The sequence below is a fragment of the Bradyrhizobium monzae genome (genome assembly GCF_021458635.1).
Taxonomy (GTDB): domain Bacteria; phylum Pseudomonadota; class Alphaproteobacteria; order Rhizobiales; family Xanthobacteraceae; genus Bradyrhizobium.
Map to the genome: position 1 here is coordinate 930,149 of NZ_JAIRDQ010000002.1, position 16,083 is coordinate 946,231.

A 16,083-nucleotide genomic window follows, 5' to 3' on the forward strand; every position below is an offset into this window, starting at 1 on the left:
CCGCGTCCCCTACCGCCCCTCGAATTTCGGCTCGCGCTTCTCCATGAAGGCCTTCATGCCTTCGGCCATGTCCTGGGTTTTGAACAGCGGCAGGAGCTGGAGATAGAACGTGGGCGGTCATCCTGCGGACCGGATGCCTCGTGGATCGATATCTCGGTTCGAGGCGACGTAGTCGATTTCGCCGCGCGAAATACCGATATCGTGGAGCTCCCTGTCGCTCAAGTCGAACAACTTGGCTCGTATCCTTTGGCGCTCGTACCATTCGCCAAGGGCGACGCAAAGGGCGACGCAGCAATCGCCGAACGGGCTGAGGCCGGGTCGGGTAGGCGCGACCGTATGTCTCGGCGTGGACACATTGTAGGTTGTAGCCATTTGACATCTCCTCGGTACCTACCTTTTCCCGAACAAGGATGTCAGGACCCCGAAGGGTGCGCTTGATATCCGGCTTACATTTTCCTTACCTGCGGCTTATTCTTTGAGCGCCAAACGGTGCTGGGCACGTTAGACGATCAGCGGGGGACCAAGGAGCGGTAGCGTGCGCTATTTCTTCGAGGACTACGCTCTCGACACCGACCGGCGCGAGCTGCATCGTGGCTCCAACGTCGTTCCTACCGCACCGCAGGTTTTCGATCTGCTCGATTACCTGATCCGAAATAAGGAGCGTGTCGTCAGCAAAGACGACCTCGTGAACGCCATCTGGAATGGACGCATCGTATCCGATGTGGCGCTGACCACGCGTCTCAACGCTGCCCGAAGCGCGATCGGCGATTCCGGCGAAGAACAGCGCCTCATCAAGACGCTGCCACGAAAGGGCTTTCGTTTCGTCGGCCTGGTGCACGAGGGGGGTAGGCCATCCACCATCACGGCGGACTCATCCGGCCACGTGGATTCTTCAACTCCCGCACTTGCGCTCCCCGACAAACCCTCGATCGCGGTATTGCCGTTCGAGAACATGAGCGGCGATCCAGAGCAGCAATATTTTGCCGACGGAATGGTCGAGGAGATCACGACAGCGCTTTCGCGATTCAAATGGCTGTTCGTCATCGCCCGAAACTCGAGCTTCACGTTCAAGGGCAGAGCGGTCGATATCAAGGAAGTCGGGCGCAGGCTGGGCGTGCGCTATGTGCTTGAGGGGTCCGTGCGCAAATCGTCGGACAAGGTGCGCATCGCAGGGCAGTTGATTGACGCGATTACAGGCGCGCACATCTGGGCGGACAGGTTCGAGCGCGACCTGACGGACGTTTTCGCCCTCCAGGACGAAGTCGCGGTCGCCGTTGTTTCGGCCATCGAGCCGAAATTGCTTCAAACAGAAATTGCCATGGCAACGCGGCGACGGCCAGAGAACCTTACGGCCTATGATTTCTACCTTCGGGCACTGCCGCATTATTACGCGTCAACCCGCGAAGGGTTCGCCGAGGCCACAAGGCTTGCTCATAGCGCCTTGGAGCTGGACCCCGGGTTCAGCTTCATCGCGGCTTTGGCAAGTCTGTGCCACACGCTCAACGTGACCATGGGCTATGCTGTCGATCCTCAATTCGACCGCAAGGAAGCGATTCGACTTTTTCGCCTGGCACTGAGTATCGACGACAGCGATCCCGTAACGTTGGCGAACGCCGCTACCGTCTCGGCTTTCATGGTTGGCGATTGTGAAAGCGAGATCGAGATGGCAGATCGCGCGGTAGCCCTCAACCCGAACGCATTTGAGGCGTGGCATGGCAGAGGCTGGGTGTATCGAATAGCGGGGCTGCCGGAAGAGGCAATCAGGAGCTTTGAACGTGCCATTCGCGTAAGCCCGGTCGATCCGCTACTCCATCGGTCGTTCATCGGAATGGCGATGGCCCTTATTGAACTTGGCCGCTTCGACGAGGCCATCGTGGCAGCAAGGAAAGCAGTTCGTCAGAACCCCTTTCATTCGGCCTCATACCGGTGTCTGGCATGCGCTTTTGCCCATCTCGGACGCGATACTGAGGCTCGCCAGGCCGCGGTTGGTGTGCTCGAGCACGATCCCTCCTTTACAATATCCACTTACATCGCTCGTGGCGGGCAATCAAAGGCGAAGCTCTTGATCGAGGGGCTTCGGAAAGCAGGGTTGCCCGAGTAGCTCTGCAATACCGATCAGATGTGCGCGTGACCACTTTTGGCCGGTTGTGTCATTTCCCTGCCATAGTCCGGGCCATCGCCAGGACGACGAAAAGCTAGATCTTGCGCCCCGCCTGCTCCCAATAGGGATCGCGGAGGCGGCGCTTGAAGATTTTTCCGGAATCTTCGCGCGGCAGACCGCTGCGGATCTCGATGTGCTTCGGCACCTTGTAATCAGCGAGTGACGCCTTCAGCCGCGCGCGGATGCCGGCGGCGTCGAGCGTGATGCCAGGTTGCGGCTCAACTACGGCCATCAGCGCCTCGCCGAACTCCGTATCGGGAATGCCGAACACCGCGCAATCATGTACGCCGGGCACGGCGTGCAGCACGGATTCGATCTCGGCCGGATAGATGTTGACGCCGCCGGAGATCACCATGTCGCGCTTGCGGTCGCAGATGAAGACATAACCGTCTTCGTCGATGTAGCCGACGTCGCCGGAGGTGATGAAACCGTCACGGTCGATCTCGGCGCGCTTCTCCGGCTTGTTGTGGTAGGTGAAATCCGCCATCCCGCGCATGCGCGAATAGATCTCGCCGATCTCACCCACGCCCAGCACGCGGCCGTCATCGCCGATGAAACGCAATTCGGCGCCGGGCGATATCTTGCCGACGGTGCCGGGCTTCTTCAGCGCGTCCTCGGAGGTCGCGAAGGTGACGGCGCTGGACTCGGTCGAGCCGTAGAATTCGTAGATCACCGGCCCCCACCATTCGATCATGGCGCGCTTGACATCCGCCGGGCACGGCGCGGCGGCGTGGATGATGTGGCGGAGCGAAGAGACGTCGTATTTCCTGCGCACCTCCTCCGGCAGTTTCATCAGGCGGATGAACATGGTTGGCACCATGAAAATGGTGTCGATTTTGTAGCGCTCGATCAGCTGCAGAAACTCTTCCGCCTCGAATCGCGGCATGAGCACCAGCGCGCCACCGAGTTTTCCGGCGCGGATGCCGAACGAATTCGGCGCGGAGTGATAGAGCGGGCCCGGCAGGATCGCACGGGCACCGGGCTTGAGCCCGTAGATCATCGCGCGCATGCGCTCGCCAGCGGCCTGCTGCCCCGGCGTCGGGGCGTTGCGGCGCACGCCCTTGGGATGGCCTGTCGTGCCTGAGGTGTAGATCATGTTCATCGGCTGCGGCACGACCGGGCCGTCATAGGGCTGGTATTGCGCGAGCCAGGGCTCGAAATCGACCGCAAAGTCCGGTGTCGACAGAAGGTCGGGATCGATCTTGTAATTCTTCAAAATTTCCGGCGGCGTTGGCACGCTGAGCACGGTGACGCCCGCGGGAATCGCATCGCGCAAGGCGTGCAGCATGTCGGCATGCCCGATCAGCACAGACGTGCCGGTGTCGTTCAGGATGTAGTTGATCTCCTCCGGCTTGAAATGCCAGTTGATCGGAACGCCGTAGGCGCCCAGCCGCATCGCGGCGTAGGCCGCTTCCAGGAAGGCGATGTCGTTGCGCATCAGCATGCAGACGCAATCGCCTTGCCTGACGCCGATCCTGGCGAGGCCGGACGCGATGAGGTCGGAACGGGCAGCGACTTCGGTATGGGCACGGCGGCGCTCGCCAGAGACGATGCCGAGGAAGTTGGGCGTTTCGCTCATTTGCTTTTTCTTCGTTGTTCAGCGACGGTGCGAGTTAGTCGTCATCACCGGGCTTGTCCCGGTGATCCACGTCCTTGCTTCGTCGCTTGCATCAAGAACGTGGATGGCCGGGACAGGCCCGGCCATGACGGAGGCTATCAATCCGCATACTTCGCTGCGCGCTTCTCCAGATTCGAGCGCACCGCTTCGGTCTGGTTCGCACTGCCGATCAGCTTCTGCTGCTCGACCGACTCCGCCAGCAGCGCGGGACCCGGATCGACCGAGAGATTGTTCAGCAAGCGCTTGGCGGCGCGGATCGCATCGGGGCTCTTGCCGGCGATCTCACGCGCGACTTCGAGCGCAGCAGCGCGAGGATCGTCGCAGACGCGCGTGGCGAGACCGTACGTCATCGCCTCCTGCGCGGAGAAGATGCGGCCGGTGTAGGTGAGATCGCGCAAGATGTCGTCGCGCACGAGCGAGGCCAGGATCGGCGTGCCCGCCATATCGGGCACGAGGCCCCATTTGATCTCCATCACCGACATCCGCGCATCGGGGCTGAGGAAGCGCATGTCGGCGCCAAGCGAGAGCTGGAAGCCGCCGCCGAAGGCAACGCCATGCACGGCCGCGATCACGGGAACCGGAAGCTGACGCCATCCCCATACCGCGGCTTGCGGAAAGTTCGCCTGGCCATGCGTGCGCTTGGTGAGGTCACGATTTTCGCCACCCGGAATTCCGTTGCCGCCCTTCTCCTTCATGGCGGCAAAACGCCCCATGTCGAGACCGGCACAGAAGGCGCGGCCCTCGCCGGACAGCACGACGGCGCGCACGCCTTTTTCCTTCGAAAGCCGTTCGGTTGCCGCGACAAGAGCCTCGAACATGGCCTGATCGAGCGCATTCATCTTGTCCGCGCGCACCAGGCGCACATCGGCGACGCCTTCCGAGATCGAAATCGAGACGCGCTCTTCCATGGATGAATTCTCCCTGTTCTTGTTCGGTGCCGCTTTACAGAAAGCTGACGGCCGGATTTAGTCAATCGACCAATTAACTGACAATCCGTACGGGAGAAACAGCCATGTTCAAGGAAAATCTTCTGGCGGGACGCCGCATTCTCGTGACCGGCGGCGGCACCGGCCTCGGCAAGTCGATGGCGGCGCGCTTTCTCCAGCTTGGTGCCGAGGTGCACATCTGCGGCCGGCGCAAGATCGTCTGCGACGAGACCGCGACCGAGCTGATGGATCAGTATGGCGGCCGCGTCACCAGCCACGGTGTCGACATCCGCAATGCGCTCGCGGTCGAGGAGATGATCGAGACCATCTTTCGCGATGCGCCGCTCACCGATCTCATCAACAACGCCGCCGGCAATTTCATCTCACGCAGCGAGGAACTCTCGCCGCGCGGCTTCGATGCCGTCGCCAACATCGTCATGCACGGCACGTTCTACGTGACGCATGCGGTCGGCAAGCGCTGGATCGCCTTGAAGCAGCCCGGCAACGTCGTCTCGATCACCGTGACCTGGGTGCGCAACGGCTCGCCTTACGTGGTGCCGTCGGCGATGAGCAAGTCGGCGATCCACGCCATGACGATGTCGCTCGCGACCGAATGGGGCCGGCACGGCATCCGCCTCAACACCATCGCGCCGGGCGAGATCCCGACCGAGGGCATGAGCAAGCGCATCAAGCCGGGTGACGAAGCCGGCGCGCGCACCAAGGCGATGAACCCGATGGGCCGCGTCGGCACCATGGAGGAGCTGCAGAACCTCGCGGTGTTCCTGATCTCCGGCGGCTGCGACTGGATCACCGGCGAGACCATCGCCATGGACGGCGCGCAGGCGCTCGCGATGGGCGGCAATTTCTATCAGCTCCGCGACTGGAGCGACGACGACTGGAAGACGGCGCGCGAAAGCATCATGGCGCAGAACGAGAAGGACCGGGCGAAGAGAGGTTGACGTCACCCGAACACGCTTGTGGCGGTGCAGCGCGCTCAAGACACAAGACCGCGCCCTTCCCTCTGCCGTATTGTTTTTGCACGCGGATGACGCCACACTCCGCGGCATAAAAGCAAAACGCCCCGGGAGAGACATGTCTACCACACAGCCATTGGCGAACCTCGCCGACATGGTGCGCGAGCGCGCCAAAAGCCGCGGCAACGCTACCGCCTATGAGTTCGAGGGCCGCGTCACCAGCTTTGCCGAGTTCGACATCAAGACCAACAAGGTCGCCAACGCGTTGATCGCGATGGGCGTGAAGAAAGGCGATCGCATCGCCTATCTCGGCAAGAACAGCGACCTCTATTTCGAACTGCTGATGGGCGCGATGAAGGCCGGCGTGGTGATGGCGCCGGTGAATTGGCGGCTCGCGGGACCCGAGGTCGCCTTCATCGTCGCCGATGCAAGGCGCCCGTGCTGTTCGTCGGGCCGGAATTCATCACGCTGGTCTCGCAGATCAAGGATCAGCTCCCGGGCGTGCGTACCGTCATCACCACCGAAGGCGGTGCGCCGGAATGGCAGGATTTTACCGCGTGGCGCGATGCGCAGAGCGGCGACGATCCCAGGGTGCCGATCGACACCAAAGACATCGCGATCCAGCTCTACACGTCGGGCACCACGGGCAAGCCGAAGGGTGCGATGCTGAGCCACGCGAACTTTCTCAATCTGGTGCAGACCGGCAACGCCGAGGACAAGCCGGAGTGGAACCGGTGGTCGACCAACGACGTGTCGCTGGTGGCGATGCCGATCTTCCATATCGGCGGCTCCGGCTGGGGCGTGATGGGGCTCTATCACGGCGCCCGCGGCGTGATCGCGCGCGAGTTCGATCCGACCAGGGTGCTGGATTTCTTCGAGCAATCCGGCATCACGAAACTCTTCATGGTGCCGGCGGCGATGCAGTTCGTGGTGCGGCAGCCGCGCGCGAAGACGGTCGACTTTTCACGATTGAAATACATGCTGTACGGCGCCTCCCCGATTCCGGCGGCGTTGCTGAAGGAATGCATCGAGATCTTCAAATGCGGTTTCGTGCAGATGTACGGCATGACGGAGACGACGGGCACCATCGTCGCGCTGCCGCCTGAAGATCACGTCGAGGGCCTGGAGCGGATGCGTTCCGCCGGCAGGGCGCTGCCGGGCGTCGAGATCGCCATTCTCGACGCCGACGGCAAGCCGCTGCCGCCGCGCGAGGTCGGCGAGATCGCGACACGGTCGGGCTCCAACATGGCCGGCTACTGGAATCTGCCGGAAGCGACCGCCGCGACGCTGCGCGGCGACGGCTGGCTGCGCACGGGCGATGCCGGCTACATGGACGAGGACGGCTATCTCTACATCCACGACCGCATCAAGGACATGATCATCTCCGGCGGCGAGAACATCTACCCGGCCGAGGTCGAGAGCGCGCTATGCGATCATCCTGATGTCGCGGAGGCCGCGGTGATCGGCATCCCCGACGACAAATGGGGCGAGGCCGTGAAGGCGGTCGTGGTGATGAAGCCGGGCAAAGAGGCGACCGCAACCGACATCATCAACTTCACCCGCGAGCGCATCGCCGGCTTCAAGACGCCGAAGAGCGTGGAGTTTCTGCCGGCCCTGCCGAGGAATCCCTCCGGGAAGATCTTGCGGCGGCAGCTGCGCGAGCCGTACTGGGCGGGGAAGGACCGGCGGGTGAACTGACGATCATTGCAAGGAGCACAGCGACGAAGCAATCCAGAAGCCCTCCGCGGCAACATTTCTGGATTGCTTCGCCTCGCTCGCAATGACGGCTAGTGCTTCCCCGGCCCCATATAGCCGAACAGGAACCCCGCCACCTTGCGCATCTGGATCTCCTCGCTGCCTTCGGTGATCCGGTAGCGGCGGTGATGGCGGTAGATGTGCTCGAACGGCTTGTGGCGTGAATAGCCCATGCCGCCGTGGACTTGCATGGCGCGGTCGGCCGACTCACAACAAAGGCGGTTTGCCCAGTAGTTGCACATCGAGACGCGGTCGGAGAGCGAGCGCTCGATCTGCTCCTCATTGAGCTGGTCCATCTCCCAGGCGGTCTTGCGGATCAACAGGCGCAGCATCTCGGCTTGCGTTGCGAGTTCGACCAGCGGGAACTGGATTGCCTGGTTTTCGGCGAGCGCTTTGCCGAACGGTTTTCGCTCGCGCGCATATTTGACGCTCTCGTTGATGCAGTAGACGGCGGCACCAAGCGAGCTCGCAGCCTGCCGAATGCGGTTCTGATGGACAAAACATTGCGCCAGCGACAGGCCGCGGCCGACCTCGCCGAACAGCGCGTCCTCAGGCACGAACACATCCGTAAAACTGACGCGGGGATGGTCGGTCGGCATGTTGAAGGTCCACATGTACTCCTCGACCTTCACGCCGTGGCTCTTGGCCGGCACCAGGAAGCAGGTGATGCCGCGGGCATCGCCGTCATTGCCCGACGTGCGCGCGAACAGCGCGCAATGCGTGGCGACGTGCATGCCGGTGGTCCACATCTTCTCACCGTTGATGATCCAACCCTTGACGTTGTCGCGGGTCGCCGGCACCGCGCGCGTCTCCATGTGAGTGGCGTCCGAGCCGTGATGCGGTTCGGTGAGGCCGAAGGTGATGCGGTACTTGCCCTTGATCGAGCCGTCGATCATCGCCTTCTGATCGTCGCGGCCGTAGCGGTCGAGCATGGTCACGACGGGGAAATTGCCGACGATGGAGTGCTCGTTCTGGAGGTCGTTGTGCAGGCCGAGGCCTTTTGCTGCAAAATGCTCGCGGATCACGGCCATCCAGAGGTTGGAGCCGTCCTTGCCGCCATATTGCTTCGACACCGGAAAGCGCAAATGGCCGGCGGCATCCGCAAGGTCTTTTGCCTTGCGCAGCAGCGCTTCCCATTCGTGACGCGGCAGGCCGCCATTCTCGAAATCGGTACGCGCCCATTCGCGGCGATGATCGAAGAAGCGGATGTTGTCGTCCGCCTGTTCCAATGGCTTGATCTCGCGTTCGATGAAACGATCGAGCTCTCCGAGATAGGCGACGAGATCGGCAGGCAATGAGAAATCCACGGTTCTCTCCCGGGTTGATTTTATCGTTTTGCGTTAAGGCGCTAGGCGCATTTTGCTTCGCACGATTAAGGTGAGAAGAGCGCGCGCGAGTCAAGCAACGCGAGGCGTGTGAGAGGCGCAAGGCGCGCCCGCGCAATTCGATGGTGCTCCGGCGCTGACGCGCGGTAGTATGACGCCAATATTCCTTCACGAGAAACTGCGGGAGCGCGCGATGGAGCTGAAATTCTCAAAGGTCGAACGCAAGGGGCCGATCACGATCATCACGTTGTCGCGGCCGGAGGTCTACAACGCGCTGCATATCGATGCGCATTTCGAGCTCAACAAGGTGTTTAACGATTTCGCCGCCGATCCCGAGCAATGGGTCGCGGTCGTCACCGGCGCCGGCGACAAGGCGTTCTGCGCCGGCAACGATCTGAAATGGCAGGCGGCGGGAGGCAAGCGCGGCTGGGACAACGGGGGCTTTGCCGGCCTCACTGCGCGCTTCGATTGCGACAAGCCGATCATCGCGGCGGTCAACGGCGTCGCCATGGGCGGCGGCTTCGAGATCGCGCTCGCCTGCGACCTGATCATCGCGTCCGAGAATGCAACCTTCGCGCTGCCCGAGCCGCGCGTCGGCCTCGCTGCCCTTGCCGGCGGCCTGCACCGCTTGCCGCGGCAGATCGGCCTGAAGCGCGCCATGGGCATGATCCTCACCGCGCGCCATGTCAGCGCCAAGGAGGGTCTTGAGCTCGGCTTCGTCAACGAGGTGGTCCCGCAGGGCGAGGCACTTGCGGGCGCGCTGCGCTGGGCGGAGATGATCACCAAGAACTCGCCGATGTCGATCCGGGCATCGAAGCAGACCATCCGGAAGGGACTTGCCGTGTCGCTGGAGCAGGCGATCGAGGAGCAGCGCGAGTATCCGGCGGTGAAGGCGATGGTGGCGTCGCAGGATTACATCGAGGGCCCGAAGGCGTTTTCCGAGAAACGGCCGCCGAAATGGGTGGGGAAGTAGACGTTCTCTCCGCCCGTCATTGCGAGCGCAGCGAAGCAATCCAGAAATGCATCCGCGGAAGCAGTCTGGATTGCTTCGTCGCAAGGGCTCCTCGCAATGATGGGGGGAGAGCTACTCGCCTCGCCCCATCTCTCGCTTGTACGACGCGTAATTCGGCTGATCGACCGCGAGCTTGTCCATCGTGGTTGCCCACAGGTGCCCCGCAAGCCCCGGCGTTGCGAGATCAACCTCCCCCTTGGCGATACGCTCCGCTAGCGCGCGGTTGAGATCGGTCACCGAGCCATCCATGCCGAGCAGCGCGCGCAGCCGCTCCACTTCGTTCGCATCGCTCCCCTCCTCCCGTGTCAGCTGCCGCGTGACGAGGTCGAGGATGTTGATGGCGACGCGCAGCTTGAAAGCCTGGTGGCCGGAGATCAGCGGCGTGATGTCGTTGCGGAGGAAATCGGCGACCGCCCTGGTCAGCTCGATCGGTGTCGGTTCGTCTTGCATCGTCAACTCCCCCGCGGCGCAAGCAGGCGCAACAGATCGATCTCGGTCTCGGACGCACGGCGACCGATCATGGCGCGCTCCATCGAATGATCCGGCCCCTCGCGAAACCGCTGCATCATGCCGCCGCACATGATGCCCCAGCGCAACGTGCCCATCACTTCCCAGAATTTGACGCGCGCGGGATCGACTTTGCGGCCCGCAGCCTCATAGCCCGCAAACAGCTCTTCGCGCGAACCAAAGCCGCCGACGGGCTTGTCGATCTCGCCGAAGCGCCAGGAATTGACGCAGACCCAACCGAGATCCTCCATGGGATCGCCGAGGTGCGCGAGCTCCCAATCCAGCACCGCGCGAACGCCGTCGGCGCCGATGATGAGATTGCCGTTGCGGAAATCACCATGCACCAGCGTGGTCTCGGCCGAGAGGCCCGGATCGTGGTCGCGCAGCCAGCGCAGCGCCAGCTCGAACACCGGCTTTGGCCAGTTCAGGCTGCGATAGTCGCGATCGAACTCGGAGATCTCCTGGGTCGCGGAGCGGCTGCGCAGCTCGGGCAATTTGTCCTGCGGCAGCCTGTGCAAGCCCGCAAGCACGCCGCCGATCTGCCGCGCGAGCAGCGGCCGTGCCGCTGCGAACTCCTCGTTGCGAAGAATCTTGCGCGCGATGGTTTCGCCCTCGACCCGCTGCATGATGAAGCCGGTGCCGAGCTCTTCGTCCGGCGTCAGCACATGCATCACACGCGGCGACGGCACGCCCGCCTCATAGGCAAGCTGCATCAGCTGGGCCTCCGCGGCAAGACCCGCCGCGCGCGTTGGCGCGGCGCCATAGCCTTTCGGCGAGCGGCGCAGGATCGCGCCGATCGGCCCATCGGGATGCATGATGTCGAAGCGCCAGGTCTCCTGACTGGCGCCACCCGAAAGCTTGGCCGCGCCGGTGACGCCGGTCGCACCGGGACACCAGCGCTGGACGCTGCGGGAAAGCTCCGCCTCGATCATTTGCCTTTGAACTGCGCAGGCCGCTTCTCCAGGAAGGCGCCGACGCCTTCACGGAAATCCTGCGTATCGCCGGCGCGGATCTGGCACTGGAATTCGAGATTGAGCTGATCCTCGAAGGAGTTTTCGGGGCTGTCCCAGTAGAGCTTGCGGATCAGCGACAGCGCGATCGTGGGGCCGCTGGCGAGGTCGCGTGCGAGCTTCATCGCCTCTTCCATCAGCACGCCGTCGTCATAGACGCGGTTGACCAGGCCCCACTCCAGCGCTTTCTCGGCCGGCAGCCGCTCGCCCATCAGCGACAATTCGACCGAACGCGCCTTGCCGATCAGGCGCGGCAGCAGCCAGGTCGAGCCGCAATCCGGCACCAGACCGATGCGCCGGAATGCCTGAAGGAAGTAGGAGGAGCGCGCGCACAAAATCATGTCGCCGAGCAGCGCGAAGCTCATGCCGGCACCGGCGGCCGGGCCGTTGACCGCGGTGACGATCGGGCAATGCAGATTGCGGATGCGGCGCAGGAACGGATGAAACCCGGTCTCGAGCGTCAGGCCTGCCCTGGTCTTCTTCGACTGGTTGTTGCGGCCCTGGAGGTTGGCACCGGTGCAGAACGCGCGCCCGGCGCCGGTCAGCACGACGCAGCGCACCTCGTCCCTCTTCTCCTCGATCGCGTCGAGCGCATCGGAGAGCCCGCCGAGCATGTCCATGGAGACCGCGTTCATCACCTCCTGATGGTCGAGCCTGAGGATCGCGACCGAACCATCGACTTCGAGCGTGACGTGTTTGAACTGCATCGTTTCCTCGTCAGTTGCCGCCTGCGTCAGTTTCGCAGACCGGAATTTGTTTGCCGGGGCGCATATTTGATTTTTGGCGCGGTCTTGTCCATGGTGGCGAAAGCATACCCCACCGCCATATCGCATGATCTTGCGCGCACCGGCTGATGCGCGGCATACCAAGAAACCTTGCCAAGAAACTTGCCAAGAAACCCTACCAAGAAACCTTGCCAAAAACAGGAAACGCGCCATGAACCTTTTCGACCTCACCGGCCGCGTCGCGGTGATCACCGGCGGCAATGGCGGTATCGGGCTCGGCATCGCGCAAGCGCTCGCCGGCCAGGGCTGCAACGTCTCGATCTGGGGCCGCAATGCTGACAAGAACAAGGCTGCTGCCGCGAGCATGGCGGGCCTCTCCGGCAAGGTCGACAGCCGCGTCTGCGACGTCACCGATCCGGCCTCGGTCAATGCCGCGATGAAGGCGACGCTCTATACCTTCGGCCGCGTCGACGGCTGCTTCGCCAATGCGGGCATCGGCGGCGGCGGCCGCAGGTCCTTCATCGAGCGCACCGAAGAGGAATGGCGGACGATGTTCGCGACCAATCTCGACGGCGTGTTCCACGCCTTCCAGGCCGCCGCAAAACACATGACCGATCGCGCCAATGCCGGCGATCCCTTCGGCCGTCTGGTCGCGACCTCGAGCCTCGCCTCGATCTTCGGCACTGCGCGCAACGAGCATTACGCTGCGACCAAGGCCGCCATCAACGCGCTGGTGCGCGCGCTCGGCGTCGAGCTCGCCCGCCACGGCGTGACAGCGAACGCAATCCTGCCCGGCTGGATCAAGAGCGACATGACCGCGGGCATCATGGCCAACGAAAAATTCGTCGCCAACGTGATGCCACGGATTCCGATGCGGCGTTTCGGCGAGGCCAGCGATTTCGGCGGCATAGCGGTGTACCTGATGAGCAAGGCGTCGTCGTATCACACTGCGGATACGTTCGTGATCGACGGCGGCTATACGGCGTTTTGATTTTCTGGTTCGTAGCCCGGATGGAGCGCAGTGCAATCCGGGACCACCAAAAGCAACAGACCTGGATTTCGCTGCGCTCCATCCGGGTTACATACTCTGAGGGAATGGGCAATGTTCTCACACATCATGATCGGCACCAACGACCTCGATAAGGCTAAGTCGTTCTACGACAATCTGCTGAACACGCTCGAGGTGCGGCCTGCCAAGGTCGACGGCCATCGCATTTTCTACTTCACCAAGACCGGCGTATTCTCGGTGTCGAAGCCGATCAACGGCGAGCCGGCAACGCACGCCAATGGCGGCACGATCGGCTTTGCCGCAAACTCGCCAGAGCAGGTGGATGCGTGGCACGCGGCCGGTCTCGCCGCTGGCGGCAAGACCTGCGAAGACCCGCCCGGCGCGCGCCAGGGCCCGGGCGGCAAGCTCTATCTGGCGTACTTGCGCGATCTCGACGGCAACAAGATCTGCGCGATGCACCGGATGCCGAACTGAGCTAGCAGCATCCATCGCTGTCATTCCCCGCGAAAGCGGGGAATCCAGTATGCTGCAGCCTCTCGATTCAATCATCGCTGTCTCTGGAATACTGGATCGCCCGGTCTTCGCCGGGCGATGACAGCGCAGAGTGTGGTGCGAGCGTTACCAGCGCGCCCACACCATTCAAACAACATTTCAAACGCTCTTGCGAGATTCCATCGCATGGCATGGCTCGCGTGAGAAAATGCGCGCTCGCACTTTGTGCGCGCTGCGACTATTCTCCGACCCAACGCGATCTCAGTGACCCCCGGGAGGAACAATGACAAAGCACACCTACATTCCCCGCACCACCAACTACACGCTCAATCCCGGCGACGAACTCAACGACCTCCGCATGTCGGACCAGGTCCGGCCGCTCTACGATCACGTCAGGAAATTCATTCGCGAGACGGTCGAGCCGATGTCGATCGAGTTCGCCAAGGCCGGCGAAGGCAAACAGGATCGCTGGAGCTTTACGCCGAAGCAGCTCGAGGTGCTGGAAGTGGCCAAGAACAAGGCCAAGAAGGAAGGCCTCTGGAACTTCTTCCTGCCCGATGACGAGACCGGCCAAGGCCTGAAGAATCTCGACTACGCCTATATCGCCTCCGAGCTCGGCAAGAGCCCGCTCGCGTCCGAGACCATGAACTGTTCGGCGCCCGACACCGGCAACATGGAGGTGCTGGAGCGCGTCGGCACCAAGGAGCAGAAGGAAAAGTGGCTGAAGCCGCTGATGAACGGCGAGATCCGCTCGGCTTATGTCATGACCGAGCCGAACGTCGCCTCCTCCGACGCCAAGAACATCTCGACCACGGCCAAGCTCGTCGGCGACGAATGGGTCATCAACGGCGAGAAATACTACATCTCCGGCGTCGGCGATCCCCGCTGCAAGATCCTCATCGTGATGGTGAAGACCAATCCGGATGCGGCGCCGAGCAAGCAGCAGTCGCAGATCCTGGTGCCGCGCGACACGCCCGGCGTCGAGGTACTCGGGCCGATGTACGTGTTCGGTCAGGACCACGCGCCGCGTGGTCACATGCACATGCGCTTCAACAATGTGCGCGTGCCGAAGGAGAACATGCTGCTCGGCGAAGGCCGCGGCTTCGAGATCTCCCAGCTCCGCCTCGGACCCGGCCGCATCCATCACTGCATGCGCACCATCGGCAAGGCCGAGAAGGCGCTCGACCTGATGGTGCAGCGTGGCCTCACGCGCGAAGCGTTCGGCAAGAAGATCGCGCATCTCGGCGGCAACATGCAGATCATGGCGCAGGCGCGCTGCGAGATCGAGGCGATGCGGCTGATGGTGCTGAAGGCGGCAAAGGCCATGGACGTGCTCGGCAACAAGGAGGCTCGCGTCTGGGTCTCCATGGTCAAGGCCATGGTGCCGGAGCGGGCCTGCAAGATCATCGACCAGTCGATCCAGATGCACGGCGCCACCGGCATCTCGCACTGGACCCCGCTTGCCGAGATGTACCAGGACGTTCGCCACCTGCGCTTTGCCGATGGTCCGGACGAGGTGCACTGGATGGTGGTGGGACGCCATGAGCTGAGCATGGCGTAACCTCCGAGGTGCCGTAGGGCGGGCAAAGGCGCGCTCTTCGTGCGCCGTGCCTACCGTCATGGCCTGCAAAAGAAGTGGTGGGCACGCTTCGCTTTGCCCACCCTGCGATATCCGCGAGCGACTTTACGCAGTCGTCGCCGACTCGATCCTGTCCTGGGTCTTGGTCTCGAAGTCGGACGCATCGTGGCGTTCGTGGAGCTGGCTGGCGGGGTCGCCGGAGACGCGGTTGACCATGCGGCCGCGTTTCACCGCGGGCCGCTGCGCGATCTGGTCGGTCCAGCGCTGCACATTCTTGTAGTCCTGCACCGACAAGAACTCGCCGGCGCCATAGACCAATCCCTTGGCGAGTGCGCCGTACCAGGGCCACACCGCCATGTCGGCGATGGTGTACTCCTTGCCTGCGAGGTATTCGTGGTCCGCAAGGCGCCGGTCGAGCACGTCGAGCTGGCGCTTGACCTCCATCGCGAAGCGATCGATCGCGTATTCGATCTTGAACGGCGCGTAGGCGTAGAAATGGCCAAACCCGCCGCCGAGATAGGGCGCGCTGCCCATCTGCCAGAACAGCCAGGACATGGCGTCTGTCCGGGCCTTGATCTCCTTCGGCAGGAAGGCGCCGAATTTCTCGGCGAGGTAGAACAGGATCGAGCCGGATTCGAACACGCGGATCGGCTCGGGGCCGGACCGGTCCATCAGCGCCGGGATTTTCGAGTTCGGATTGATGTCGACAAAACCGCTGCCGAACTGGTCGCCATTGCCGATCTTGATCAGCCAGGCGTCGTATTCGGCGCCCTTGTGGCCAAGCGCCAGAAGCTCCTCGAGCATCACCGTCACCTTCACCCCGTTCGGGGTCGCCAGCGAATAGAGCTGGAAGGGATGCTTGCCGACCGGCAGCTCCTTGTCGTGGGTCGCGCCGGCAATCGGTCGGTTGATGCTGGCGAACTGGCCGCCATTCTCCTTGTTCCAGGTCCAGACTTTGGGCGGCACGTAAGGGGTATCGGTCATGGGGAG

The 16,083-nt window shown here is 62.9% G+C and carries 14 protein-coding genes and 2 pseudogenes; 7 read left to right on the plus strand and 9 right to left on the minus strand.

Going from position 1 to position 16,083, the window contains the following annotated elements:
- Window positions 1–9: 9 nt before the first annotated feature.
- Together K3F49_RS39400 and K3F49_RS39405 are read right to left on the minus strand one after the other, a co-directional pair.
- Window positions 10–105: pseudogene (locus K3F49_RS39400) on the minus strand (enoyl-CoA hydratase/isomerase family protein); the annotation flags it as partial.
- 12 nt (window positions 106–117) lie between these two features.
- Entirely contained in the window at window positions 118–372 is a 255-nt protein-coding gene (locus K3F49_RS39405) for a DUF1127 domain-containing protein (protein WP_346657316.1), read from the minus strand.
- 163 nt (window positions 373–535) lie between these two features.
- Here K3F49_RS39405 and K3F49_RS13350 point away from each other — a divergent pair, with 163 nt between their 5' ends.
- Window positions 536–2,101: a winged helix-turn-helix domain-containing protein gene (locus tag K3F49_RS13350; RefSeq protein WP_234681372.1), complete on the plus strand. Its 1,566-nt coding sequence runs from the start codon at window positions 536–538 to the stop codon at window positions 2,099–2,101.
- Window positions 2,102–2,195: 94 nt separating this feature from the next.
- Here the strand turns inward: K3F49_RS13350 and K3F49_RS13355 are convergent, their stop codons facing one another.
- Both K3F49_RS13355 and K3F49_RS13360 read right to left on the minus strand, forming a co-directional pair.
- Window positions 2,196–3,740 carry an acyl-CoA synthetase gene (locus K3F49_RS13355; RefSeq protein ID WP_234681373.1) on the minus strand — a complete coding sequence of 515 codons (1,545 nt, stop codon included), beginning with the start codon at window positions 3,738–3,740 and terminating at the stop codon, window positions 2,196–2,198.
- A gap of 137 nt (window positions 3,741–3,877) precedes the next feature.
- Window positions 3,878–4,687: a crotonase/enoyl-CoA hydratase family protein gene (locus K3F49_RS13360; RefSeq protein WP_234681374.1), complete on the minus strand. Its 810-nt coding sequence runs from the start codon at window positions 4,685–4,687 to the stop codon at window positions 3,878–3,880.
- 104 nt (window positions 4,688–4,791) lie between these two features.
- Here K3F49_RS13360 and K3F49_RS13365 point away from each other — a divergent pair, with 104 nt between their 5' ends.
- Both K3F49_RS13365 and K3F49_RS13370 read left to right on the plus strand, forming a co-directional pair.
- Window positions 4,792–5,664, plus strand: coding sequence for an SDR family oxidoreductase (locus K3F49_RS13365; RefSeq protein ID WP_234681375.1), 873 nt, complete (start codon window positions 4,792–4,794; stop codon window positions 5,662–5,664).
- A 133-nt stretch (window positions 5,665–5,797) separates the two neighbouring features.
- Window positions 5,798–7,377: pseudogene (locus tag K3F49_RS13370) on the plus strand (fatty acid--CoA ligase).
- 89 nt (window positions 7,378–7,466) lie between these two features.
- On the opposite strand, the gene K3F49_RS13375 reads toward K3F49_RS13370, so the two are convergent.
- Window positions 7,467–8,741 (minus strand): acyl-CoA dehydrogenase family protein, encoded by a 1,275-nt coding sequence (locus K3F49_RS13375; protein WP_234681376.1) that lies wholly within the window; start codon window positions 8,739–8,741, stop codon window positions 7,467–7,469.
- A gap of 211 nt (window positions 8,742–8,952) precedes the next feature.
- On the opposite strand from K3F49_RS13375, the gene K3F49_RS13380 reads away from it, so the two are divergent.
- Entirely contained in the window at window positions 8,953–9,732 is a 780-nt protein-coding gene (locus tag K3F49_RS13380) for an enoyl-CoA hydratase-related protein (protein ID WP_234681377.1), read from the plus strand.
- A gap of 111 nt (window positions 9,733–9,843) precedes the next feature.
- Here the strand turns inward: K3F49_RS13380 and K3F49_RS13385 are convergent, their stop codons facing one another.
- Genes K3F49_RS13385 through K3F49_RS13395 form a run of 3 tightly spaced genes read right to left on the minus strand, consistent with a single transcriptional unit; the run spans window position 9,844 to window position 11,995 of the window.
- Window positions 9,844–10,221 (minus strand): DUF6285 domain-containing protein, encoded by a 378-nt coding sequence (locus tag K3F49_RS13385; RefSeq protein WP_234681378.1) that lies wholly within the window; start codon window positions 10,219–10,221, stop codon window positions 9,844–9,846.
- A gap of 2 nt (window positions 10,222–10,223) precedes the next feature.
- On the minus strand, window positions 10,224–11,210 hold the full coding sequence (locus tag K3F49_RS13390) for a phosphotransferase family protein (protein ID WP_234681379.1): 987 nt from the start codon (window positions 11,208–11,210) through the stop codon (window positions 10,224–10,226).
- Window positions 11,207–11,995 (minus strand): enoyl-CoA hydratase/isomerase, encoded by a 789-nt coding sequence (locus tag K3F49_RS13395; RefSeq protein ID WP_234681380.1) that lies wholly within the window; start codon window positions 11,993–11,995, stop codon window positions 11,207–11,209. The genes K3F49_RS13390 and K3F49_RS13395 overlap by 4 nt, the downstream gene beginning before the upstream one ends.
- A gap of 229 nt (window positions 11,996–12,224) precedes the next feature.
- On the opposite strand from K3F49_RS13395, the gene K3F49_RS13400 reads away from it, so the two are divergent.
- The 3 genes from K3F49_RS13400 (at window position 12,225) to K3F49_RS13410 (ending at window position 15,075) form a co-directional block, all read left to right on the plus strand.
- The gene (locus tag K3F49_RS13400) at window positions 12,225–13,004 is read left to right on the plus strand and encodes an SDR family NAD(P)-dependent oxidoreductase (RefSeq protein WP_234681381.1); all 780 of its coding nucleotides are present in this window, start codon (window positions 12,225–12,227) and stop codon (window positions 13,002–13,004) included.
- 111 nt (window positions 13,005–13,115) lie between these two features.
- On the plus strand, window positions 13,116–13,496 hold the full coding sequence (locus K3F49_RS13405) for a VOC family protein (RefSeq protein ID WP_234681382.1): 381 nt from the start codon (window positions 13,116–13,118) through the stop codon (window positions 13,494–13,496).
- 301 nt (window positions 13,497–13,797) lie between these two features.
- Window positions 13,798–15,075, plus strand: a complete 1,278-nt coding sequence (locus K3F49_RS13410) for an acyl-CoA dehydrogenase family protein (RefSeq protein ID WP_234681383.1) — start codon at window positions 13,798–13,800, stop codon at window positions 15,073–15,075.
- 123 nt (window positions 15,076–15,198) lie between these two features.
- Here the strand turns inward: K3F49_RS13410 and yghU are convergent, their stop codons facing one another.
- Window positions 15,199–16,077 carry a glutathione-dependent disulfide-bond oxidoreductase gene (gene yghU, locus K3F49_RS13415; protein WP_234681384.1) on the minus strand — a complete coding sequence of 293 codons (879 nt, stop codon included), beginning with the start codon at window positions 16,075–16,077 and terminating at the stop codon, window positions 15,199–15,201.
- Between the last annotated feature and the right edge of the window lie 6 nt (window positions 16,078–16,083).

Coding starts and splice junctions, on each gene's coding strand:
- K3F49_RS39405 (WP_346657316.1), bottom strand. CDS start 372: ATGGCTACAACCTACAATGTGTCCACGCCGAGACATACGGTCGCGCCT.
- K3F49_RS13355 (WP_234681373.1), bottom strand. CDS start 3,740: ATGAGCGAAACGCCCAACTTCCTCGGCATCGTCTCTGGCGAGCGCCGC.
- K3F49_RS13360 (WP_234681374.1), bottom strand. CDS start 4,687: ATGGAAGAGCGCGTCTCGATTTCGATCTCGGAAGGCGTCGCCGATGTG.
- K3F49_RS13365 (WP_234681375.1), top strand. CDS start 4,792: ATGTTCAAGGAAAATCTTCTGGCGGGACGCCGCATTCTCGTGACCGGC.
- K3F49_RS13380 (WP_234681377.1), top strand. CDS start 8,953: ATGGAGCTGAAATTCTCAAAGGTCGAACGCAAGGGGCCGATCACGATC.
- K3F49_RS13385 (WP_234681378.1), bottom strand. CDS start 10,221: ATGCAAGACGAACCGACACCGATCGAGCTGACCAGGGCGGTCGCCGAT.
- K3F49_RS13390 (WP_234681379.1), bottom strand. CDS start 11,210: ATGATCGAGGCGGAGCTTTCCCGCAGCGTCCAGCGCTGGTGTCCCGGT.
- K3F49_RS13395 (WP_234681380.1), bottom strand. CDS start 11,995: ATGCAGTTCAAACACGTCACGCTCGAAGTCGATGGTTCGGTCGCGATC.
- K3F49_RS13400 (WP_234681381.1), top strand. CDS start 12,225: ATGAACCTTTTCGACCTCACCGGCCGCGTCGCGGTGATCACCGGCGGC.
- K3F49_RS13405 (WP_234681382.1), top strand. CDS start 13,116: ATGTTCTCACACATCATGATCGGCACCAACGACCTCGATAAGGCTAAG.
- K3F49_RS13410 (WP_234681383.1), top strand. CDS start 13,798: ATGACAAAGCACACCTACATTCCCCGCACCACCAACTACACGCTCAAT.
- yghU (WP_234681384.1), bottom strand. CDS start 16,077: ATGACCGATACCCCTTACGTGCCGCCCAAAGTCTGGACCTGGAACAAG.